The sequence below is a fragment of the Klebsiella sp. Shm-1 genome, assembly GCF_040804525.1.
Taxonomy (GTDB): Bacteria; Pseudomonadota; Gammaproteobacteria; order Enterobacterales; family Enterobacteriaceae; genus Klebsiella; species Klebsiella pneumoniae.
The window spans coordinates 1,189,967-1,211,846 of sequence record NZ_CP161823.1 but is presented as its reverse complement, the minus strand read 5'-3'; the positions used below and the strand labels follow the sequence as shown (position 1 = coordinate 1,211,846).

The window sequence follows — 21,880 nt, the reverse complement described above, 5'->3', positions numbered from 1 at the left end:
TCCTCCTGGCCCGGCGGCTTGTTTGCCGTTGTTCCGTGTCAGTGGAGGCGCATTATAGGGGGTAATTCTGGAGTGACAAGGATAAATTCAAAAAAAGAATTCAACCGCTCACTTTTCAACCAAATCAGGTATTGAGCTTTAATTCTTGCCTGGTTTTTAAACAAAAACGAGCCCGCTGGGCCCGTTTTTGTCGTTTTGTGATTTACTGCACTGCCACAATGCGGTCGTCTTTTACTACCAGCTCGATGGTTTTACCCGGAACCAGCTCACCGGAAAGGATCTGCTGGGCTAACGGGTTCTCAATCTGCTGCTGAATAGCACGTTTCAATGGCCGCGCGCCGTATACCGGATCGTAACCATTGGCGCTCAGCAGCTTCAGCGCCTCATCGGACATCTGCACTTCATATCCGCGCTCTTCCAGACGTTTATACAGACGCTGCAGCTGGATCTGGGCAATAGAGGCAATATGTTTCTCGCCCAGCGGATGGAAGACCACCACTTCGTCGATACGGTTGATGAACTCCGGACGGAAGTTCTGGCTGACTACCCCCAGCACCAGGTCCTTCATATGTCCGTAGTCCAGCTCGCCGAACCGTTCCTGAATCAGATCGGAACCGAGGTTCGAGGTCATGATGACTACCGTATTACGGAAGTCGACCGTTCTCCCCTGCCCGTCGGTGAGACGCCCGTCGTCGAGTACCTGCAGCAGAATGTTGAACACATCCGGGTGCGCTTTTTCCACTTCATCCAGCAGGATGACGGAATAAGGACGACGGCGCACCGCCTCGGTCAGGTAACCGCCCTCTTCATAGCCGACGTATCCCGGAGGCGCACCGACCAGACGCGAGACGGAGTGTTTCTCCATAAACTCGGACATATCGATACGCACCATTGCGTCGTCGCTGTCGAACATAAAGTTAGCCAGCGTTTTACACAGCTCGGTTTTACCGACCCCGGTTGGACCGAGGAACAGGAACGAACCAATCGGCCGGTTCGGATCGGACAGCCCGGCGCGGCTGCGGCGAATGGCGTTGGATACCGCTTCAACCGCCTCATCCTGGCCAATCACCCGATGATGCAGCTCCTGCTCCATACGCAGCAGTTTGTCACGCTCGCTTTCCATCATGCGGGAGACCGGGATACCGGTCCAGCGGGCCAGCACTTCGGCGATTTCAGCATCAGTCACTTTATTACGCAGCAGACGCATGGTTTTCCCTTCGGCCTGCGTGGCCGCCGCCAGCTGTTTCTCCAGTTCCGGAATTTTGCCGTACTGCAGCTCGGACATCCGCGCCAGATCGCCGACACGACGCGCCTGTTCGATGGCGATTTTCGCCTGCTCCAGCTCAGCTTTGATGGTCTGGGTACCGGAGAGCGACGCTTTTTCCGCTTTCCACTCTTCTTCCAGCACCGAATACTGCCGTTCTTTATCCGCCAGCTCCTCGTTGAGCATATCGAGACGCTTCAGGCTCGCCTCATCAGACTCTTTCTTCAGCGCCTGCTGTTCCAGTTTCAGCTGGATAATACGCCGATCGAGGCGGTCCAGCTCTTCCGGTTTGGAGTCAATCTGCATACGGATGCTGGATGCCGCCTCATCGATGAGGTCGATGGCTTTATCCGGCAGCTGACGGTCGGCAATATAGCGATGCGATAAGGTCGCCGCCGCCACGATAGCCGGGTCAGTGATCTGCACGTGGTGGTGCAGCTCATAACGTTCTTTCAGACCGCGCAGAATCGCGATGGTATCTTCTACCGAAGGCTCGGCGACGAACACTTTCTGGAAGCGACGTTCCAGCGCGGCGTCTTTTTCGATGTACTGACGGTATTCATCAAGCGTCGTCGCCCCGACGCAGTGCAGTTCACCACGCGCCAGCGCCGGCTTCAGCATGTTACCCGCATCCATCGCGCCGTCGGCTTTACCAGCGCCAACCATGGTATGCAGTTCGTCGATAAACAGAATGACGTTGCCTTCCTGTTTTGACAGGTCGGTCAGCACGCCTTTCAGACGCTCTTCAAACTCACCGCGGTATTTCGCCCCGGCCACCAGCGCCCCCATATCCAGCGCCAATACCCGACGGCCTTTCAGCCCTTCTGGTACTTCGCCGTTGACGATACGCTGCGCCAGGCCTTCGACGATTGCCGTTTTACCCACCCCGGGTTCACCGATCAGCACCGGGTTGTTTTTGGTACGACGCTGCAGTACCTGAATGGTACGGCGAATCTCTTCATCACGGCCGATCACCGGATCCAGCTTGCCCTGCTCGGCTCGCTCGGTCAGATCGACGGTAAATTTCTTCAATGCCTGACGTTGGTCTTCGGCACCCTGATCGTTCACGCTTTCCCCTCCGCGCATTTGTTCAATCGCCTGAGTCACGTTGGCGGTTGTTGCTCCGGCGGATTTTAAAAGGTCGGTCAGCGTACCGCGTGATTCAAGCGCCGCCAGAACGAACAGTTCCGACGAAATAAAGTTGTCCTTTTTCTTTTGCGCCAGCTTGTCGCAAAGGTTGAGGATCCGCACTAAATCCTGAGAAGGTTGCACATCGCCGCCGGTGCCTTCCACCTGCGGTAAACGGCTCAAGGCCTGTTCGATGTCAGTGCGCAGTTTCCCGGCATTCACGCCCGCCGAGGTTAATAAAGGACGTACCGATCCCCCTTCCTGATTCAGCAAGGCGCTCATTAAATGAAGAGGTTCGATGAATTGGTTGTCGTGCCCGAGTGCGAGCGACTGGGCATCGGCAAGAGCAAGCTGGAATTTATTGGTAAGACGATCCAGACGCATAACTCCTCCCATAAACAGGTCAAATTTGCTACTGGAGATTAAATGAGGTCATCCCTCAATTATTCAAGGTTAAAGACCCGAACTATGTGAAAAATAAGTTTGCCTTCTGGATCGTCTTGATTCTCTAGGTTATATCAGCCAAATGAAACTTGCCATACGACCGGTGGTCTTGTCGCGCCGGTAAGAGAAAAAATCATCCTTTTCGCTTAGCGTGCAGCGATCGCCGCCGAAAATCTGCTCAACGCCGACGTTTGCCAGACGCTGCCGCGCCAGTTGGTAGATATCAGCAAAATATTTTTCGCCTGCCGGACGAAAAGCCCGGTGCGCATTCTCGTCCTTCGCCATAAAGGCATCCCGGACTTCCGGTCCCACCTCAAACGCCTGCGGACCGATGGCGGGCCCCAGCCACGCCATAATATTTTCGGCTTTATCGGCGAAACGAGCAATCGTCGCTTCCAGAACCCCTTCGCATAAGCCGCGCCATCCCGCGTGCGCCGCGGCGACTTCGGTGCCATCGCGGTTACAGAACAGCACCGGCAGGCAGTCAGCGGTCATCACCGCGCAGACGGTCCCTGGCGTACGACTATAAGAGGCATCCGCGCGTTTCGACGGATAGGGTCCGCCGTCCAGCGTCAGAACCTCGGTGCCATGGACCTGCTCCAGCCAAACCGGGTAAGACGGCAAGCCGCCGGCGGCAAACATCCGCCGCCGGTTTTCTTCGACATCCTGCAGATTGTCGCCGCAATGGGCGCCCAGGTTGAGCGAGTCATAGGGCGGCAGACTCACGCCGCCGATGCGGGTAGAACTACAGGCCGCCACGCTGCCGGGCATTGGCCACTGCGGTACAATCAGTTTCGTCATAACCAGTCAATATCGTCCTTATGGGCTTCAAAATCGGCGCGCATCGCCTCGATGAGCTCGACCATATCCTGCGGGATGGGCGCGTGCCACTCCATTTCAATGCCGGAGATCGGGTGATACAGGCGCAGCATGGTGGCATGCAGCGCCTGGCGGTCGAATTTACGCAGCGCGGTGATGAACTCCTCCGACGCGCCCTTCGGCGGACGCGGCCGGCCGCCATAGACCTGGTCGCCTACCAGCGGATGGGTGATATGCGACATATGCACGCGGATCTGATGCGTACGACCGGTTTCCAGACGCAGACGCAGGCGGGTATGGATGCGGAAATGTTCCATAATGCGGTAGTGGGTCACCGCCGGTTTGCCCATCGGATGCACCGCCATATGGGTACGCTTGGTCGGGTGACGGCTGATCGGCTCTTCCACTGTGCCACCGGCGGTCATATGACCGATCGCCACCGCTTCGTATTCACGGGTGATCTCGCGCAGCTGCAGCGACTCCACCAGCCGGGTTTGCGCCGGAATGGTTTTCGCCACCACCATCAGACCGGTGGTGTCTTTATCCAGACGATGAACAATACCCGCGCGCGGCACATCGGCAATAGGCGGATAGTAGTGCAGCAGCGCATTCAGCACAGTACCGTCAGGGTTGCCCGCGCCAGGATGTACAACCAGATCGCGCGGTTTATTGATCACGATGATGTCATCATCTTCGTAAACGATATTGAGCGGAATATCCTGCGGCTGGAAGCGCGCCTCTTCTTCGATTTCCACATCGATAGCGATGCGTTCTCCCCCCAGCACTTTTTCTTTCGGTTTATCGCCAATGGTGCCATTGACTAATACGCGTTGGTCGAGGATCCATTCTTTTATCCGCGATCGCGAATAATCAGGGAACAATTCGGCCAAAGCCTGATCTAAGCGTTGACCGAGTTGATTTTCGGTCACCGTTGCGGTGAGTTGTACTCGTTGTGCCATATACAGCTTCTTCGTTTAACGTTGGGTTTTACGGCTTTGCCGTTTAATATAGTGTGCTATTGTAGCTGGTCTTAATCGGGAGCAGGAACAGAGATTCTCCCGCATAAACATTTTGAGGAAGTCAAAACGTCATGACGCGCATGAAATACCTGGTGGCAGCCGCCACACTGAGCCTGGCTTTGGTGGGTTGCTCCGGCTCTAAGGAAGAGGTGCCTGATAATCCGCCGAATGAAATCTACGCGACCGCCCAGCAAAAACTGCAGGACGGTAACTGGAAACAGGCGATAACGCAACTGGAAGCGTTGGATAATCGTTATCCATTCGGCCCTTATTCCCAACAGGTACAGCTGGATCTGATTTATGCGTATTATAAAAACGCCGATCTTCCTCTGGCTCAGGCGGCTATCGATCGCTTCATGCGTTTGAACCCCACCCATCCGAACATCGACTATGTCATCTATATGCGCGGCCTGACCAACATGGCCCTGGATGACAGCGCGCTGCAGGGCTTCTTCGGCGTTGATCGCTCCGACCGCGATCCGCAGCACGCGCGCGATGCCTTCAATGACTTCTCCAAACTGGTGCGTGGTTATCCGAACAGCCAGTACGCCACTGACGCCTATAAACGCATGGTGTTCCTGAAAGATCGTCTGGCCAAATATGAGCTGTCGGTCGTGGATTACTACACCGATCGTGGCGCATGGGTTGCCGTGGTTAACCGTGTGGAAGGGATGATGCGTAATTATCCGGATACCCAGGCCACCCGCGATGCCCTGCCGAAGATGGAAAACGCCTATCGTCAGATGCAAATGAACGCTCAGGCGGACAAAGTCGCGAAGATTATCGCCGCGAACAGCAAGAACACCTGAGCCTGACTCATCGATCGCAAACGGCAGCCACTGGCTGCCGTTTTTTTATACGCTTCCCGACGAGCTGAAGCGGTTTAGCGCCGGGTTAACTCATCAAATATGGCCTGCTTTATCGGGTTCGACAAGTAAAATCTCACTTCTTCCTGCCCTGTCTCACAAAATGAATTTGTTGACAAAAAGTGACAATAAAATGTGATTTAGATCCCACATTTTGACATTGGGAAAGGTATGCTGGATTCACCAAGACGGGAAAGACAAGAGGTAAAATTTATGACAATGAACATTACCAGTAAACAAATGGAAATTACTCCGGCAATCCGCCAGCATGTCGCAGACCGTCTCGCCAAACTGGATAAGTGGCAAACTCATTTAATCAACCCGCACATCATTCTGTCTAAGGAGCCGCAGGGTTTTATCGCTGATGCAACCATCAACACGCCAAACGGCCATCTGGTTGCCAGTGCGCGTCATGAAGATATGTACGCCGCCATTAACGAATTGATCAACAAGCTGGAACGGCAGCTCAATAAAGTGCAACACAAAGGGGAAGCCCGCCGCGCCGCGACGTCGGTGAAAGAGGCAGGCTTTGTGGAAGAAGAAGAGTAATCCTTAACTTAAGTTGTGTCATGCCACGCGCCTTCGGGCGCGTTTTTTATTGACAGAGTGAAAACAGTACAGGTACTGTAATCCCCACTACCTAAAGGAATTTACCATGAAACTTGTCCCGTTCTTCTTCGCATTCTTTTTTACCTTCCCCTGACCGGGAGGCAATTCGTCGTATAAGAAAGAATGCGAAGACGAACAATAAGGCCTCCCACCCGGGAGGCCTTTTTTATTTGATAACAACAAAGGCAACATCTATGACCGAGGAAAACCCATTACTGGCGCTGCGCGATAAGATAAGCGCCCTGGACGAGAAGCTGCTTGCTCTGCTGGCGGAGCGCCGCGGACTGGCTGTTGAGGTTGGAAAAGCCAAACTGGCCTCCCATCGTCCGGTGCGTGATATTGACCGCGAACGCGATCTGCTGGAGCGCCTGATGACTATCGGCAAGCGCCATAATCTGGATGCGCACTATATCACCCGCCTGTTCCAGCTGATTATCGAAGACTCTGTTCTTACCCAGCAAACCCTGCTGCAGCAGCATCTGAATAAAATTAACCCGCATTCGGCCCGCGTGGCGTTCCTCGGTCCCAAGGGCTCTTACTCGCATCTGGCGGCGCGTCAGTACGCCGCTCGCCACTTTGAGCAGTTTATTGAGAGCGGCTGCGCGAAGTTCGCCGATATTTTTAATCAGGTAGAAACCGGCCAGGCCGATTACGCGGTGGTGCCGATTGAAAACACCAGCTCCGGCGGGATCAACGACGTCTACGATCTGCTGCAGCACACCAGCCTGTCGATCGTTGGCGAGCTGACGATCCCTATCGATCATTGCGTACTGGTGAGCACCTCGACGGATGCCGATAAAATTCAGACCGTTTACAGCCATCCGCAGCCGTTCCAGCAGTGCAGCCAGTACCTGAGCCGCTACCCGCACTGGAAGATTGAGTATACCGAGAGCACCTCGGCGGCAATGGAAAAAGTGGCGCAGGCGAACTCCCCGGCCGTCGCGGCCCTGGGTAGCGAAGCGGGCGGCGCTCTGTATGGTCTGCAGGTGCTGGAGCACTGCCAGGCCAACCAGACGCAGAACATCACGCGCTTCCTCGTCCTGGCGCGCAAAGCGGTGAACGTCTCCGATCAGGTGCCGGCCAAGACCACGCTGTTAATGGCGACCGGTCAGCAGGCGGGCGCCCTGGTGGAAGCCCTGCTGGTGCTGCGCAACCACAATCTGATCATGACCAAACTGGAATCCCGCCCGATCCACGGCAATCCCTGGGAAGAGATGTTTTATCTCGATATTCAGGCCAACCTGGATTCGCTGCCCATGCGCAAGGCGCTGAAGGAGCTGGCGGATATCACCCGCTCCATGAAGGTCCTCGGCTGCTACCCTAGCGAAAACGTGGTCCCGGTGGATCCGGTTTAACATTCGCGGAACGGTAATTTCTTCATCCCTGCCACCGCTACCGGCAGGGTGAAGATGGCGCCTGACAGCGGATACTGCGCCAGCTCATCGTCCTCCATGTTTTCCCGGGTGGTGGTGATATAGAGCGTTTTCATATCCGCCCCGCCGAAGCAGACCATCGTCGGGCAACGAACCGGCATCGGGTAGGATTCCAGCTCCTCGCCCTGCGGCGAGAAACGGGCGATCCGCCAGCCGTCAAACATTGCGCTCCAGTAACATCCCTCCACGTCGATCGCCGCCCCGTCAGGGATCCCTTCGCCAGGCTGAAAACGGCGAAAGACTTCGCGTCGGCCAGGCTCACCCTGCTCATCCAGCGGCGTACGGTAGATCACGGCGTTCGGCGTATCAGAGGTATACATCCAGCGCCGGTCGGCGCTAAAGGCCAGGCCATTGGCGCCATGGATGTCACACTGGATCACTTTCGGCTGCAGGTCGTTATCCACTCGCATCAGCAGCGCGCCGTTGTAATCCCCAGGCCCCCAGAAGGTACCGGCATAAAAGCGCCCATCGCGATCGGTCCCGCCGTCGTTAAACCGCGCCAGCTCCGGATTGCTCGGGTTATCGCAGACTTTCCGCCGCAGCAGGCCGTGGGCGTCGGTCAGCCAGATGCCGCTGCGCAATGCAACGATAAACCCGCCCTTCTCGCGCAGGGCAAAACAGCCGACCTCCTCTGGAAACTGCAGCACCTGGTGTTCTCCGCTGCGGATATCGTAGCGGTGAATTTCACATTCCATGATATCAGCCCAGTAGAGGGCCTGTTCTGCCTCGCTCCAGGTCGGGCATTCCGGCAGGTATCCGGTGTAGTCAAACAGCGGTTGTGGTTCAGCCATCGTTGTCATCCCTATAAAAAAAGCCAGCGGTCGCTGGCTTTATTGTATACATCTTTTTCGCTTTACTGCCGATTATCGTTCGCCTGACGCAGCAGCGTGCGGCTCTCGCTCTGGAAACGCTGAGCGTAATCGCCAAACCAGTGTTCGACTTTACGGAAGCTGTCGATAAACGCCTGCTTATCGCCCTGCTCCAGCAGGCCGATCGCTTCGCCGAAACGCTGGTAGTAGCGCTTAATCAGCGCCAGGTTGTTTTCCGATGACATAATAATATCGGCGTACAGCTGCGGATCCTGGGCAAACAGACGGCCTACCATCGCCAGCTCCAGTCGGTAAATGGGTGACGAGAGCGCCAGCAGTTGCTCAAGACGTACATTCTCTTCCGCCAGGTGCAGGCCATAGGCGAAGGTGGCAAAGTGGCGCAGCGCCTGAATAAAGGCCATGTTCTGATCGTGCTCAACGGCGCTGATGCGGTGCAGCCGCGCGCCCCAAACCTGGATTTGTTCGAGGAACCACTGATAGGCCTCCGGCTGGCGGCCATCACAATAGACCACCACCTGCTTCGCCAGGCTGCCGCTGTCCGGACCGAACATCGGGTGCAGGCCAAGAACCGGGCCCTGATGCGCCGCCAGCATCGCCTGCAGCGGCTCCGCTTTCACCGAGGCAAGGTCAACCAGAATGCAATCCGCCGGAAGGGGCGGCAGCCTGGCGATCGTCTCCACGGTGGTGTGAATCGGTACGCTGACGATAACCATGCCGGCATCGGCGACGATATCCGCCGCCCGGGCCCAATCCTCTTTTTCCAGAATACGCACCTGGTAGCCGGACAGCGTTAACATCTTCTCAAACAGACGCCCCATCTGCCCACCGCCGCCGACGATGACCACCGGCCGCAGATTCGGCTGCAGGGTTTTGAAGCCTTTGTCGTTTTCGCTGGAATAGGATTCCCGCATCACGCGACGCAGAACGTCCTCGATCAGATCCGGTGGTACGCCGAGCGCAGCCGCCTCTTTACGTCGGGAGGCGAGCATCGCCGACTCGCGCTCCGGGACGTAAATCGGCAGGCCATACTGGCTCTTCACCTCGCCGACTTCGGCCACCAGCTCCAGACGCTTAGCCAGCAGGCTAAGCAACGCTTTATCCACTTCATCAATTTGATCGCGTAACGCGGTCAGTTCAGCAACCATACTTTCCTCTTAAACCAAACGGGCCGCCAGGTGGCCGCGGAGATCCTTATCCAGTTCACGCAGCAGCGCCTCGGTAGTCTCCCAGCTGATGCAGGCATCCGTCACCGAGACGCCGTATTTCATCGCCTCACGCGGCTGTTCAGAGGACTGATTGCCTTCGTGGATATTACTTTCGATCATCAGGCCGATAATGGAGCGGTTGCCATCTTTGATCTGCGCGACCACGGATTCAGCCACGGCCGGCTGGCGGCGGAAATCTTTATTGGAGTTTCCATGACTGCAATCTACCATCAGCGACGGCTTCAGTCCCGCCTGCGCCATCTCTTTTTCGCATTTCGCCACATCTTCCGGACCGTAGTTCGGCGCCTTGCCGCCGCGGAGGATCACATGGCCGTTCGGATTACCCTGCGTTTGCAGCAGGCAGACCTGCCCGGCCTGATTGATGCCGACGAAACGGTGCGGCATCGCCGCGGCGCGCATGGCGTTGATGGCCGTGGCCAGGCTACCGTCGGTACCGTTTTTAAAGCCGACCGGCATCGACAGGCCAGAGGCCATTTCGCGGTGCGTTTGTGATTCCGTGGTACGCGCGCCGATAGCGGACCAGCTGAACAGATCCCCAAGGTACTGCGGGCTGTTGGGATCCAGCGCTTCCGTCGCCAGCGGCAGTCCCATATTGACGAGCTCAACCAGCAGACGACGCGCAATCTTCAGGCCGCCTTCAACATCAAACGAACCATCCATGTGCGGATCGTTAATCAGCCCCTTCCAGCCGACGGTGGTACGGGGTTTTTCAAAATAGACGCGCATCACCAGGTAGAGGCTATCGCTGACCTCTGCGGCAAGGGCTTTAAACCGACGAGCATATTCAATCGCAGCTTCCGGATCGTGAATGGAGCAAGGACCACATACCACCAGCAGGCGCGGATCGCGACCGGCGATGATATCCGAAATGGTCTGACGGGCGTGCGCGATCTGCGCTTCCTGCTCGACGCTCAGCGGGAATTCCGCCTTCAGTTGCTCCGGGGTCATTAATACATGTTCGTCGGTAATATGTACGTTGTTCAGCGCGTCTTTTTGCATGATTGCGATCCTGTGTAGCTCGTTTGCGATAAGGGTTGCCTCAGAGGGCATGACGTAACGATACCACACAAAGTAAAGAATTCAATCCATATTCCGTAAATTTTAATTTACACCAACGAATTAATTGCCACTCACAATGGCGCGATGCGTATAACAATATTTACACATAGAAAAAACAAGCCAAACTTGCGCACCCACGGTATCGGTACTACGAAAAATCCTGGTGAGAATTGTCCCAAAGCAAAGGGCGCATCTAATGACGGGTTTTATTAACAGTGGTATTCTTCGCCGGGCATCGGCAGCCGCTTTTCCCGCGCTATGGCGACTTTGACGGAAGCGTTAATGACAGTATTACACCGTCTTTTATTGACTGTATTTTTTCTCATCGCGGTATCTCCTGTTTTTGCTGCCGGACCTTCAGAACATGTTCGCGCTATTGTTTCCGGGATCGTGACCTACACCCGTTGGCCGTCATTAACAGGAGCGCCAAAGCTGTGCATTTTTGCCTCATCACGCTTCACCCATAGCCTGGCTCATGAAGATCCGGATGCATTACCCTATCAACCGGTGATAGTACGTAATCGTGAAGAAGCGTTAAAAACGACCTGCGATGGTTTTTATTTTGGCAGCGAATCGCCGACTGAACAGTCAGAACTCACTCGCCGCTATGGCCCGAGGCCGCTGTTACTCATCGCAGAACAAAATACGGATTGTTCAATTGGTAGCGCGTTTTGCCTGATCATCAATGACGACCGGGTCCGCTTCTCCGTTAATCTGGACGTTCTGACGCACAGCGGGGTTCGGGTTAACCCGGACGTCCTGATGCTTGCCCGGAAGAAACCACATGAATAAGGACTTTTCACAGACTCCGCGCCCGACTTTCAAACGCGCGCTCCGTCGCATTAGCGTGATAAGCGTGGTGATCTCCATGACGCTGGTCTGGCTGCTGCTGAGTACAGCCTCAATCTTCACGCTCAAGCAGTACGCGCAGAAAAATCTTGAGCTCACTGCCGCGACCATGGGGCGCAGCCTCGAAGCCGCCCTGGTGTTTGGCGACAGCGCGGCGGCAGAGGAGACCCTCGCGTCGTTGGGCAAGCAAGGGCAGATCTCCCAGGCAATCGTGCTAAACGGCCAGATGCAGCACTTCGCCGCGTGGCGCCATGAACCGCTGGCCAATAAAGAGCAAGTGAGCGGGCTTATCAGTAAATGGCTGTTTCCGGAGCCCACGGTGCAGCCCATCTGGCACCAGGGCAAACAAATCGGCGAGCTGAGATTGACCGCGCTTGATGAACTGATTAGCCACTTTCTCGGTATCTCGATTCTGGTGCTGACCGGCAGCATTCTGCTCGCCTCGTTCATCGCCCTGCTGCTGACCCACTCCCTACACCGGGGGATCGTCGCCGCCCTGCAGAGCATCACTGAGGTCGTGCATGATATACGTGAAAACCGCCACTTCTCCCGGCGGGTGCCGGAGGAGCGTATCGAGGAGTTCCATCTTTTCGCCCAGGACTTTAACAGCCTGCTGGGGGAAATGGAGGACTGGCAGCGCCAGCTGCAGGCCAAAAACGCGCAGCTGTTGCGCAGTTCGTTACACGATCCGTTGACCGGCCTGGCTAACCGCGCCGCCTTTCGTAACGCGCTCGCCGAGCTGATGCAGAATGAAGTCGATCATCAAACCTCGGCATTGCTGTTTCTTGATGGCGATAATTTCAAACTGATTAACGACAACTGGGGGCATGCGGCGGGCGATAAAGTGCTGATGGAGGTCGCCAGCCGCCTGATGACTTTTGCCGGTAAACGCCATCTGGCGTGGCGTCTTGGCGGCGATGAGTTTGCCGTTCTGCTGCGCGAGGTGCGCTCGGAAGCAGAAGTGCAGGCCCTGTGCCAGGCGCTAACGGAACAATTTCTTCCGCCATTCAACCTGCACAACGGTCATAGCGCCACGCTCTCGCTGAGCGTCGGTTATGCCCTGGCGTGGGAGCACGCCACCGCGGAATCACTGCAAGAACTTGCCGATCAGAATATGTATCGGATGAAAAACCAACGTATCCAGCAGACGCTGAAATAATAAAGGACTCATTATGATCAGAAAATATTTCGTCCCCGCCCTGATGGCGGCGGCGCTTTTGACAGGTTGCCAGGCTCCTCAGGGAAAATTTACCCCGGAGCAGGTGGCGGCGATGAAATCTTACGGCTTCACTGAAAGCAATGGCGATTGGTCCCTGGGCTTATCCGATAGCATCCTGTTTGACAAGAATGACTACCGACTACGTCCCGACAGCCGCCAGCAGATCACCACGATGGCCTCGCGGCTGGCGGCTACCGGGATCACCCATAGCCGCCTTGAAGGCCATACCGATAATTATGGTGAAGATAGCTACAATGAAGCCCTGTCGCTTAAGCGGGCCAACAGCGTGGCCGATGCCTGGGCGGAAGGCGCTCATGTCCCACGCAGTAATTTAGTCACCCGCGGCCTTGGCAAAAAATACCCGATCGCCAGCAACGACACGGCGGCCGGGCGCGCCGAAAACCGCCGGGTAACGGTGGTCATCAGCACGCCGTAAGTCTTCGCTTAGTCGCTGGACTTCATCATCCTCATTGCCGTTGCCGCGCGCCAGCGCAGGTAGTCAACGGCAATGAACAGCAGCAGGCTGGCTCCCATTAACGGCATGGCCAATCCAAGGGCAAACGCCAGCCCAAGCACCAGGCTTCGGGCAGGCCAGGCGAGCGACAGCCACGCCTGCAGCAGCGAACGCGCCGGATCCCAGGCCGCCTGAGGCGGACGGCGGATCCACCATAACCGGTACCCCACCCCGATGGTAACGCACAGCGCGCAGCCAAATCCCACCAGCAGCAGCTGATTCGCCAGACCAAAGAGGATCCCCATATGGAAATCGACGCCCCAGCGGGTGAGCTTCGCCATCAGCGGAAAGTCGGCAAAACGCGTGCGATCCACCACCTGCATCGTGGCGCCATCGATCGCCACCGCGTCCACCTGCGTCGGCCAGCGACGGTCGATCTCATTCACCGTCCAGGCGCGGTCGTCTGACACTGGCGGACGGATCTCCAGCCGGCTGGCGTTCAGCCCCGCCTGACGGGCCGCCGCCAGCGCCAGGTCAAACTGGACCAGCTGCAGCGCCGGCTGATGCTGGGCCATGGCCATCGCATCCATATGATGTCCGGCGTGGGGATCGTGCGTCATCGGCATCTCGCCATGCAGCTGGGTATTGACCTGCGGCGTCAGCCAGCCGAACGCTGCCCGCATTTTGTCCACATTGCCGCCGGCCCATTGCGACCAGGTCAGGCCGGTGGCGGAGAAGAGCAGCATACCCACCAGTAAGCCCCAGCCCAGCGTCACGTGCAGCCGACGATGGTTCTGCAGGGCGTTATTCAGCCGCCGTTTTGGACGCGTCATCGCCCACAGGGCAATGCCTCCGAGCGCGGCCACCCACATCCAGGAGGCGGCCAGTTCGCTGTATAACCTCCCGCTGTCGCCCAGCAGCAGAGAGCGATGCGCATAATCAATCCACTGGCGCAGCGGCAGGATGCCGCTGGTGCCGTAGACCGTCATATCGCCCTTCACCCGCAGCGCGATCGGATCGACAAAAATAGCCCGGGATTCCGACTCTCCGAGACCCGGATCGGCAAACATAATGCGCGTGGTCTCGCCCAACGCAGGCGCCGGACGCACCGCCAGCAGCCGCAGATTGCCCTGGGTCGCTTCTTCGGCCACCGCAATCTGGGCGCTGAGCGGCTGCGGAGTCCCCTCGGCAAGGCCATGCAGCGCGTCGTGATAGAGCCAGTTTTCCAGCTGCGGCGTCGCCACGTACAACGTACCGGTCAGGGCAGCGACAAAGATAAACGGTCCGATAAACAGACCAATATAGAAATGGAGGCGACGCAGCAGGTTCAGCCATGCCGCGCGCGAGGTGCAGGTTGTCATACTTTTCCTTTTTTAAAGCAAAAGAGGTCGTTGCGCGGTGCGCAGATTGATTTTTATTAAAGGGAAAAAGCAGACAGCCGCGGCGGGGCGCGGGTTTCGGGGTAGAGCCAGGGAAAGTAGTGCCAGTGCTTTAATACCGGGCGAGAAACCGGCAGGCGAATGCGCCGCAGAAGCATGGCGACGAACAGCGCCAGCGCGAAAAGGAGCCCCGGGACATGGGCTAACAGCACGCAATAGCCACACGCTTCGGCATGGTCCAGCGGCATTTCGTGTCCGGTATGCGTGGCGCCGTCTGTGCTGTGCATCATCGCCATCTTGTGCCCGGGCATCTGCGCCATGCTCGCGGACGAGCTATCCATCATCATGGCGTGGTGCATGCCGGGCATGGCGCTCATGGGGTCTTTTTGCAGGGAGACGGAGATCAGGGGGGCCACCACGATCAGCAGGATCGCCAACAACGCCAGCCAGGCGGCTCGCCGTTTAGGTGTCGTTTGCTGAAAACTGTTACTGACCACCGCCCCTCCGTATAGAGGGCGTATTGTAAATGATTTACATCACGATGGTTACAACAAAGATAAAAAAAGGGCCGGCCCTGAGGCCAGCCCTTTTTGTCAGGATGTCGCGAAAGCGAATCTTAGTTAAGACGCTCTTTGATACGAGCAGACTTACCAGTGCGCTCACGCAGGTAGTACAGTTTAGCTTTACGTACAGCACCACGACGTTTAACAGCAATGCTGTCAACTACCGGAGAGTGAGTCTGGAAGACACGCTCAACGCCTTCGCCGTTGGAAATTTTGCGAACAGTGAATGCAGAGTGCAGACCGCGGTTACGAATAGCGATAACCACGCCCTCGAATGCCTGCAGACGTTTTTTGGAACCTTCAACAACCCATACTTTCACTTCCACGGTATCACCCGGACGGAAGGAAGGTACGTCCTGCTTCATCTGTTCTTGTTCAAGTTGCTTAATAATGTTGCTCATAATTTAATCTCTTATCCTGGGTAAACTGATATTGGGGGCTCACGCCTGCCCATCATGTTTATGCTGCTGTTGCGCGTGTTCAGTTTTGAACTCCGCCAGCAGCTTTGCTTGCTCTTCAGTCAGAGCCAGGTTTTCCAGAAGTTCAGGTCTTCTAAGCCAGGTGCGGCCCAGCGACTGCTTCAGACGCCAGCGACGTATCTCAGCATGGTTTCCCGACAGCAATACTGGCGGTACTTCCATCTCCTCTAACACTTCAGGACGGGTATAGTGGGGGCAATCCAGCAACCCATCAGCAAAGGAATCTTCCGTTGCCGATGCTTCATGGCCCAGTACTCCCGGAATGAACCGGGAAACGGAGTCAATCAGCGTCATTGCCGGTAACTCACCACCGCTGAGAACGTAATCGCCGATTGACCATTCTTCGTCAATTTCGGTTTGGATTACGCGCTCGTCTATCCCTTCGTAGCGACCGCACACCAGAATCAGTTTCTGATTCGTTGCCAGTTCGCTGACGCCCGCTTGATCAAGCTTGCGTCCCTGAGGTGACAGATAAATCACCTTCGCGCCTTCACCTGCCGCGGCTTTTGCTGCATGAATGGCATCCCGTAAGGGTTGCACCATCATTAGCATCCCCGGTCCGCCGCCGTAAGGACGATCGTCCACGGTACGGTGCCGGTCATGCGTGAAGTCGCGAGGACTCCAGCTTTCGATGCTCAGCAGGCCATTTTTTACTGCCCGGCCAGTTACCCCGTAATCGGTAATTGCGCGGAACATTTCAGGAAACAGGCTAATTATGCCAATCCACATAGCGCCGTCTTTTACCGTTTATCCGGAGAATTTAAAAACCAGGATCCCAATCTACTTCGATAGTACGCGTAGTGAGATCGACTTTCTTGATAACCTGCCCATCGAGGAACGGAACCAACCGCTCCTTGATACCAAATGCATCTTTCAGGTTTGCCTTGATGACGAGCACGTCATTCGACCCGGTTTCCATCATATCGATGACTTTACCGAGGCTATAGCCTTCCGTCGTAACTACCTGGCAGCCCATCAGGTCTTTCCAGTAGTAGTCACCCTCTTCCAGCTCCGGCAACTGCGATGAATCCACGATAATTTCGCAATTAGTCAGTAGATTCGCGGCATCACGATCGTCAACGCCTTTCAGCTTGATGATGATGTCCTGATTGTGGTGGCGCCAGCTTTCCAGCTCAACGACCTGCCACTGACCCGCCTTCTGGATTAACCAGGGCTGATAGTCAAAAATGCTTTCGGCGTCTTCGGTGGAGGAAAACACTCTGAGCCAACCACGGATACCGTAGGAAGAACCCATTTTCCCCAATACGATCGGATCAACAGGTGCTTGCGCGGTGTGTTGCTTGCTCATCATGACCACCGTGACAGATTAAGCTGCTTTGTTAGCGGCTTTGATCAGCGCGGCAACGCGATCGGAAACAGTAGCGCCCTGGCCAACCCAGTGAGCGATACGATCCAGATCCAGGCGAGTTTCTTCTTCCGCACCGTTAGCGATCGGGTTGAAGAAACCAACGCGCTCGATGAAGCGACCGTTGCGTGCATTACGGCTGTCGGTGACAACAACCTGGTAGAACGGACGCTTTTTAGCGCCGTGACGTGCTAAACGAATAGTTACCATAACATCCTCTTGTGTGAATAAAACAACCGGGCCCCATCGAGGAACGGAGCCCGGTGTCATATTAAAAGCCCGAAAATTTTACTGATTTCTGGGGAAAATGCAATCAGCAGTTGATAAGTCTGCTGTAAAAGGCCGTCGGCGGTGCAGCCAGTTTAGTACCAGCGTGTGCGCAACCACTGTAACGTACAGGTAGTACGTGAGGATGGCGAGCACACCCCGGCGCTAAAATGGCAAACAAGATAACCTTATGCCCTTGTTTTTAACGACCCGGGAAGCCTGGCGGCATCATCCCTTTCATCCCGCGCATCATCTTCATCATGCCGCCTTTCGACTTCATCTTCTTCATCATGCGCTGCATGTCGTCGAACTGCTTGAGCAGACGGTTCACATCCTGCACCTGCATGCCGCAGCCGGCGGCGATACGGCGCTTACGCGAACCTTTGATGATTTCCGGCTTAGCGCGCTCTTTCAGGGTCATCGAGTTGATGATCGCTTCCATACGCACCAGCACTTTGTCGTCCATCTGCGCTTTCACGTTGTCCGGGATCTGCCCCATGCCCGGCAGCTTGCCCATCAGGCTGGCCATGCCGCCCATGTTTTTCATCTGGCGCAGCTGCTCAAGGAAGTCGGTGAGGTCGAAACCGTCGCCTTTCTTCAGCTTGGAGGCCAGCTTCTCGGCCTGCGCGCGGTCAACCTTGCTCTCGATATCTTCGATCAGCGACAGCACGTCGCCCATGCCGAGGATACGGGAAGCGACGCGGTCCGGATGGAACGGCTCCAGCGCTTCGGTTTTCTCGCCGACGCCGAGGAATTTAATCGGCTTGCCGGTAATATGGCGAATCGACAGCGCCGCGCCGCCGCGGGCGTCGCCGTCCACTTTAGTCAGCACCACGCCGGTCAGCGGCAGCGCTTCGTTAAAGGCCTTCGCGGTATTCGCCGCATCCTGACCGGTCATCGCATCGACGACGAACAGGGTTTCAACCGGGTTAATGGCGGCGTGGACGTGCTTGATTTCGTCCATCATCGCTTCGTCAACGTGCAGACGACCGGCGGTATCCACCAGCAGCACGTCGTAGAATTTGAGTTTCGCTTCTTTCAGCGCCGCGTTGACGATATCAACCGGCTTCTGCCCAACATCAGACGGGAAGAAATCGACGCCGACCTGCTCGGCCAGGGTTTCCAGCTGTTTGATCGCCGCCGGGCGGTAAACGTCCGCGGAAACGACCAGCACTTTCTTCTTGTGCTTCTCGCGCAGGAATTTCCCCAGCTTACCGACGCTGGTGGTTTTACCAGCACCTTGCAGGCCCGCCATCAGCACCACGGCCGGCGGCTGCGCCGCCAGGTCGAGCGTCTGGTTCTCTTCGCCCATCGCCGCCACCAGCTCGTTGCGGACGATTTTGACGAACTCCTGACCCGGGGTCAGGCTTTTATTGACTTCATGGCCGACCGCGCTCTCTTTGACGCGGCTGATGAAATCACGGACCACCGGAAGCGCAACGTCCGCTTCCAGCAGCGCCATGCGCACTTCGCGCAGGGTGTCTTTAATATTGTCTTCTGTAAGGCGTCCGCGGCCGCTAATGTTGCGCAGCGTACGCGACAAACGATCGGTTAAATTATCAAACATTGTCTCTCGCCTGAGGTGGAAACGGTCGGTCGCCGCAGCGACACACAAAACGAATGTGGCGGAGTATAACACGACATCAATCTGAATGTGCTGCAACGGTTGGAGCAGAGGCCTGCTAACGTTATACTGCTTCTCTTTCTTATTTAGCCAACAGCCGACACCTATGCCTGTTTTTGCTCTACTCGCCCTTGTCGCCTATTCCGTCAGCCTCGCGCTGATTATCCCCGGCTTGCTGCAAAAAAACAGCAGCTGGCGGCGAATGGCGATTTTATCTGCGACTATCGCCTTGATCTGCCATGCTTTTGCGCTGGAAGCACGGATATTCCCCGGCGGCGAGAGCGGGCAAAATCTCAGCTTACTGAACGTCGGGTCGCTGGTCAGCCTGATGATCTGTACGGTGATGACTATCGTGGCCTCGCGCAATCGCGGCTGGCTGCTGCTGCCTATCGTCTATGCCTTCGCGCTGATCAACCTGGCCTTCGCCACATTCGTGCCTAACGAATATATCACTCACCTGGAAACCACCCCGGGGATGCTGGTGCATATCGGCCTGTCGCTCTTCTCGTACGCCACGCTGATCATTGCCGCGCTGTATGCGCTGCAGCTGGCGTGGATCGACTACCAGCTCAAGAATAAAAAGCTGGCCTTCAGCAGCGAAATGCCGCCGCTGATGAGCATTGAGCGCAAAATGTTCCACATCACCCAGGTCGGCGTGGTGCTGCTGACCCTGACGCTGTGCAGCGGCCTGTTCTACATGCACAATCTGTTCAGCAGCGAAAATATCGATAAAGCGGTGCTGTCGATTATTGCGTGGTTCGTCTATATCGTCCTGCTGTGGGGGCACTATCATGAAGGGTGGCGCGGACGTCGTGTGGTCTGGTTCAGCGTCGCTGGCGCCGGTCTGCTGACGCTGGCCTATTTTGGTAGCCGCGTGCTGCAGCAGTTCGTGAGCTAAGTCTTTTAAGGAATCCTACGTGGAACATATCTCCACCACCACGCTGATCATAACGCTGATCGTCATGGTGATTATCTCTGCCTATTTCTCCGGTTCCGAAACCGGCATGATGACGCTGAACCGCTACCGGTTGCGCCACATGGCGAAACAAGGCAACCGCCCCGCCAAGCGCGTGGAGAAGCTGCTGCGCAAGCCGGACCGCCTGATTAGCCTTGTGCTGATCGGCAATAACCTTGTCAACATTCTCGCCTCGGCGCTGGGCACCATCGTCGGCATGCGCCTGTACGGCGACGCCGGCGTCGCGATCGCCACCGGCGTACTTACCTTTGTGGTGCTGGTATTTGCCGAAGTGCTGCCGAAGACCATCGCCGCCCTCTATCCGGAAAAGGTCGCCTACCCCAGCAGCTTCCTGTTGGCGCCCCTGCAGGTGCTGATGATGCCGCTGGTGTGGCTGCTGAATACCATCACCCGCATACTGATGCGCATGATGGGCATCCGCACCGATACCGTCATCAGCAGCGCCCTGAGCAAAGATGAACTGCGCACGATTGTGAATGAATCCCGTTCACAAATCTCACGACGCAATCAGGATATGCTGCTGTCGGTGCTGGACCTGGAGAAGGTCAGCGTTAACGACATCATGGTGCCGCGCAATGAGATTGTCGGCATCGATATCAATGATGACTGGAAATCTATCGTCCGCCAGCTGACCCACTCCCCGCATGGCCGCATCGTGCTCTACCGCGATTCGCTGGACGATGCCATCAGCATGCTGCGCGTTCGCGAAGCCTACCGTCTGATGACGGAGAAGAAAGAGTTCACAAAAGAGATCATGCTGCGGGCGGCAGATGAGATCTACTTTGTGCCGGAAGGCACGCCGCTCAGCACCCAGCTGGTGAAATTTCAGCGCAATAAAAAGAAAGTCGGTCTGGTGGTCGATGAATACGGCGATATTCAGGGGCTGGTCACCGTCGAAGATATTCTTGAAGAGATTGTCGGCGACTTCACCACCTCCATGTCACCCACCCTGGCGGAGGAAGTGACCCCGCTTAACGACGGCACGGTGATTATCGACGGCAGCGCCAACGTTCGCGAAATCAACAAAGCGTTTAACTGGCACCTGCCGGAAGATGAAGCGCGCACCGTCAACGGTATTATCCTCGAAGCGCTGGAAGAGATCCCGGTCCCGGGCACCCGCGTGCGCATTGAGCAGTACGATATAGATATCCTCGACGTGCAGGACAACATGATCAAACAGGTGAAAGTGATGCCGGTGAAATCATTACGCGAGAGCGTCGCGGAGTAGCGCGAGCGAAGGAATTAATATCACGGTGGGCTGCGGCCCGCCGTTTTTTTATCTCGCGCCGGGAGCGATGACACAAAAAACGGCCGCCCGCAGGCAGCCGTTGAGCAAGGCAGCAAGCGTTATTTCGCTTTCGCTACCGTCACCATCGCGGCGCGAATAGTACGGCCGTTCAGGGTATAACCTTTCTGCATCACGGCCAGCACGTTGCCCGCCGCCACATCTTCAGACTCGACCATCGCAATGGCCTGGTGGACGTTCGGATCCAGCGGAACGTTGGTGTCGGCGATCACTTCCACGCCGAACTTACGCACCACGTCCAGCATAGATTTCAGGGTCAGTTCGATCCCCTCCACCATCGGCGCCAGCTCCGGGTTAGCCTTGTCAGCCACTTCCAGCGCGCGGTCCAGGCTGTCGATTACCGGCAGCAGTTCATTGACGAATTTTTCCAGCGCGAATTTGTGCGCTTTCTCGATATCCTGCTCGGTACGACGACGCAGGTTATCTTCGTCAGCTTTGGCACGCAGCATCACTTCACGTTCACGTTTCTGCGCTTCAGCCAGCTGGGCTTCCAGATTCGCAATTTTTTCATCGCGCGGATCCACCTGCTCAGCCGAAACTTCAGGCTCTACCGCCTCAACGTCGTCGTGCTGCTCCGTGATAATTTCTTCCGGGGCTTGCCCTTCAGGCGTTTTCTGTTCTTTACTACTCATGAATTTCTCCGCGTTTTTTTCGCATTCATCTCGCTAACTTCGCTTATTATGGGGATCAGTTTCCGGGTT

Annotated in this window: 23 protein-coding genes and 1 other annotated feature; of the genes, 9 read left to right on the top strand and 14 right to left on the bottom strand. The window is 56.3% G+C overall.

All coding sequences use genetic code 11. The annotated features are described in order from the left end of the window. Positions 1 to 202 precede the first annotated feature (202 nt). From clpB to rluD, 3 genes are all read right to left on the bottom strand, one after another. Positions 203 to 2,776: an ATP-dependent chaperone ClpB gene (gene clpB, locus AB1E37_RS05995; RefSeq protein WP_004890358.1), complete on the bottom strand. Its 2,574-nt coding sequence runs from the start codon at positions 2,774 to 2,776 to the stop codon at positions 203 to 205. A 129-nt stretch (positions 2,777 to 2,905) separates the two neighbouring features. Next, entirely contained in the window at positions 2,906 to 3,637 is a 732-nt protein-coding gene (gene yfiH / locus AB1E37_RS05990) for a purine nucleoside phosphorylase YfiH (protein ID WP_021469932.1), read from the bottom strand. Next, complete coding sequence (gene rluD / locus AB1E37_RS05985) at positions 3,634 to 4,614, bottom strand: 23S rRNA pseudouridine(1911/1915/1917) synthase RluD (protein WP_002914110.1); 981 nt, start codon at positions 4,612 to 4,614, stop codon at positions 3,634 to 3,636. Before rluD ends, yfiH begins: the two co-directional genes overlap by 4 nt. A gap of 131 nt (positions 4,615 to 4,745) precedes the next feature. Here rluD and bamD point away from each other — a divergent pair, with 131 nt between their 5' ends. From bamD to pheA, 4 genes are all read left to right on the top strand, one after another. Next, positions 4,746 to 5,483, top strand: a complete 738-nt coding sequence (gene bamD / locus AB1E37_RS05980) for an outer membrane protein assembly factor BamD (RefSeq protein WP_004145664.1) — start codon at positions 4,746 to 4,748, stop codon at positions 5,481 to 5,483. 270 nt (positions 5,484 to 5,753) lie between these two features. Beyond that, positions 5,754 to 6,089 (top strand): ribosome-associated translation inhibitor RaiA, encoded by a 336-nt coding sequence (gene raiA, locus AB1E37_RS05975; RefSeq protein ID WP_002914111.1) that lies wholly within the window; start codon positions 5,754 to 5,756, stop codon positions 6,087 to 6,089. A 105-nt stretch (positions 6,090 to 6,194) separates the two neighbouring features. Beyond that, positions 6,195 to 6,319: a sequence feature (Phe leader region), on the top strand. After that, positions 6,196 to 6,243: a pheA operon leader peptide PheL gene (pheL, locus tag AB1E37_RS05970; RefSeq protein ID WP_100250063.1), complete on the top strand. Its 48-nt coding sequence runs from the start codon at positions 6,196 to 6,198 to the stop codon at positions 6,241 to 6,243. Its footprint overlaps the feature before it by 48 nt. A 24-nt stretch (positions 6,320 to 6,343) precedes the next feature. Further along, positions 6,344 to 7,504, top strand: a complete 1,161-nt coding sequence (gene pheA / locus AB1E37_RS05965) for a bifunctional chorismate mutase/prephenate dehydratase (RefSeq protein WP_004150975.1) — start codon at positions 6,344 to 6,346, stop codon at positions 7,502 to 7,504. Here the strand turns inward: pheA and AB1E37_RS05960 are convergent. The 3 genes from AB1E37_RS05960 to aroF form a co-directional block, all read right to left on the bottom strand. Beyond that, positions 7,501 to 8,373 (bottom strand): SMP-30/gluconolactonase/LRE family protein, encoded by an 873-nt coding sequence (locus tag AB1E37_RS05960; protein ID WP_004174805.1) that lies wholly within the window; start codon positions 8,371 to 8,373, stop codon positions 7,501 to 7,503. The two genes, pheA and AB1E37_RS05960, sit on opposite strands and share 4 nt — an antisense overlap. Positions 8,374 to 8,435: 62 nt before the next feature. Then, positions 8,436 to 9,557, bottom strand: coding sequence for a bifunctional chorismate mutase/prephenate dehydrogenase (gene tyrA, locus AB1E37_RS05955; RefSeq protein ID WP_009308459.1), 1,122 nt, complete (start codon positions 9,555 to 9,557; stop codon positions 8,436 to 8,438). A 9-nt stretch (positions 9,558 to 9,566) separates the two neighbouring features. Continuing rightward, positions 9,567 to 10,637: a 3-deoxy-7-phosphoheptulonate synthase AroF gene (gene aroF / locus AB1E37_RS05950; protein ID WP_002914114.1), complete on the bottom strand. Its 1,071-nt coding sequence runs from the start codon at positions 10,635 to 10,637 to the stop codon at positions 9,567 to 9,569. 342 nt (positions 10,638 to 10,979) lie between these two features. Here aroF and AB1E37_RS05945 point away from each other — a divergent pair, with 342 nt between their 5' ends. From AB1E37_RS05945 to AB1E37_RS05935, 3 genes are read left to right on the top strand one after another with little or no spacing between them, the layout of a single operon-like run. After that, positions 10,980 to 11,489 carry a YfiR family protein gene (locus tag AB1E37_RS05945; RefSeq protein ID WP_004174804.1) on the top strand — a complete coding sequence of 170 codons (510 nt, stop codon included), beginning with the start codon at positions 10,980 to 10,982 and terminating at the stop codon, positions 11,487 to 11,489. Further along, on the top strand, positions 11,482 to 12,705 hold the full coding sequence (gene dgcN, locus AB1E37_RS05940) for a diguanylate cyclase DgcN (protein WP_002914116.1): 1,224 nt from the start codon (positions 11,482 to 11,484) through the stop codon (positions 12,703 to 12,705). The genes AB1E37_RS05945 and dgcN overlap by 8 nt, the downstream gene beginning before the upstream one ends. 13 nt (positions 12,706 to 12,718) lie before the next feature. Continuing rightward, the gene (locus AB1E37_RS05935; RefSeq protein ID WP_004145671.1) at positions 12,719 to 13,201 is read left to right on the top strand and encodes an OmpA family protein; all 483 of its coding nucleotides are present in this window, start codon (positions 12,719 to 12,721) and stop codon (positions 13,199 to 13,201) included. Between the two features lie 8 nt (positions 13,202 to 13,209). On the opposite strand, the gene AB1E37_RS05930 is transcribed toward AB1E37_RS05935, so the two are convergent. From AB1E37_RS05930 to ffh, 7 genes are all read right to left on the bottom strand, one after another. Beyond that, a complete protein-coding gene (locus tag AB1E37_RS05930) occupies positions 13,210 to 14,580 on the bottom strand; it encodes a PepSY domain-containing protein (protein ID WP_032448021.1) in 1,371 nt (456 codons plus the stop codon). A gap of 56 nt (positions 14,581 to 14,636) precedes the next feature. Further along, positions 14,637 to 15,095 carry a DUF2946 domain-containing protein gene (locus AB1E37_RS05925; RefSeq protein ID WP_002914119.1) on the bottom strand — a complete coding sequence of 153 codons (459 nt, stop codon included), beginning with the start codon at positions 15,093 to 15,095 and terminating at the stop codon, positions 14,637 to 14,639. A 119-nt stretch (positions 15,096 to 15,214) separates the two neighbouring features. After that, positions 15,215 to 15,562, bottom strand: a complete 348-nt coding sequence (gene rplS / locus AB1E37_RS05920) for a 50S ribosomal protein L19 (protein ID WP_002914145.1) — start codon at positions 15,560 to 15,562, stop codon at positions 15,215 to 15,217. A 39-nt stretch (positions 15,563 to 15,601) separates the two neighbouring features. Continuing rightward, positions 15,602 to 16,369: a tRNA (guanosine(37)-N1)-methyltransferase TrmD gene (trmD, locus tag AB1E37_RS05915; RefSeq protein ID WP_002914147.1), complete on the bottom strand. Its 768-nt coding sequence runs from the start codon at positions 16,367 to 16,369 to the stop codon at positions 15,602 to 15,604. A gap of 31 nt (positions 16,370 to 16,400) precedes the next feature. Continuing rightward, positions 16,401 to 16,949 (bottom strand): ribosome maturation factor RimM, encoded by a 549-nt coding sequence (rimM, locus tag AB1E37_RS05910; RefSeq protein WP_004150977.1) that lies wholly within the window; start codon positions 16,947 to 16,949, stop codon positions 16,401 to 16,403. Positions 16,950 to 16,967: 18 nt separating this feature from the next. After that, positions 16,968 to 17,216, bottom strand: a complete 249-nt coding sequence (gene rpsP, locus AB1E37_RS05905; protein WP_002914149.1) for a 30S ribosomal protein S16 — start codon at positions 17,214 to 17,216, stop codon at positions 16,968 to 16,970. Between the two features lie 259 nt (positions 17,217 to 17,475). Further along, positions 17,476 to 18,840: a signal recognition particle protein gene (gene ffh, locus AB1E37_RS05900; protein ID WP_002914152.1), complete on the bottom strand. Its 1,365-nt coding sequence runs from the start codon at positions 18,838 to 18,840 to the stop codon at positions 17,476 to 17,478. A gap of 163 nt (positions 18,841 to 19,003) precedes the next feature. Here ffh and AB1E37_RS05895 point away from each other — a divergent pair, with 163 nt between their 5' ends. Together AB1E37_RS05895 and AB1E37_RS05890 are read left to right on the top strand one after the other, a co-directional pair. Beyond that, positions 19,004 to 19,795 (top strand): inner membrane protein YpjD, encoded by a 792-nt coding sequence (locus AB1E37_RS05895; protein ID WP_002914153.1) that lies wholly within the window; start codon positions 19,004 to 19,006, stop codon positions 19,793 to 19,795. Positions 19,796 to 19,814: 19 nt separating this feature from the next. Then, entirely contained in the window at positions 19,815 to 21,101 is a 1,287-nt protein-coding gene (locus AB1E37_RS05890; RefSeq protein WP_004149392.1) for an HlyC/CorC family transporter, read from the top strand. Positions 21,102 to 21,220: 119 nt separating this feature from the next. On the opposite strand, the gene grpE is transcribed toward AB1E37_RS05890, so the two are convergent. Beyond that, positions 21,221 to 21,811 carry a nucleotide exchange factor GrpE gene (gene grpE / locus AB1E37_RS05885; protein WP_004174800.1) on the bottom strand — a complete coding sequence of 197 codons (591 nt, stop codon included), beginning with the start codon at positions 21,809 to 21,811 and terminating at the stop codon, positions 21,221 to 21,223. Positions 21,812 to 21,880 lie beyond the last annotated feature (69 nt).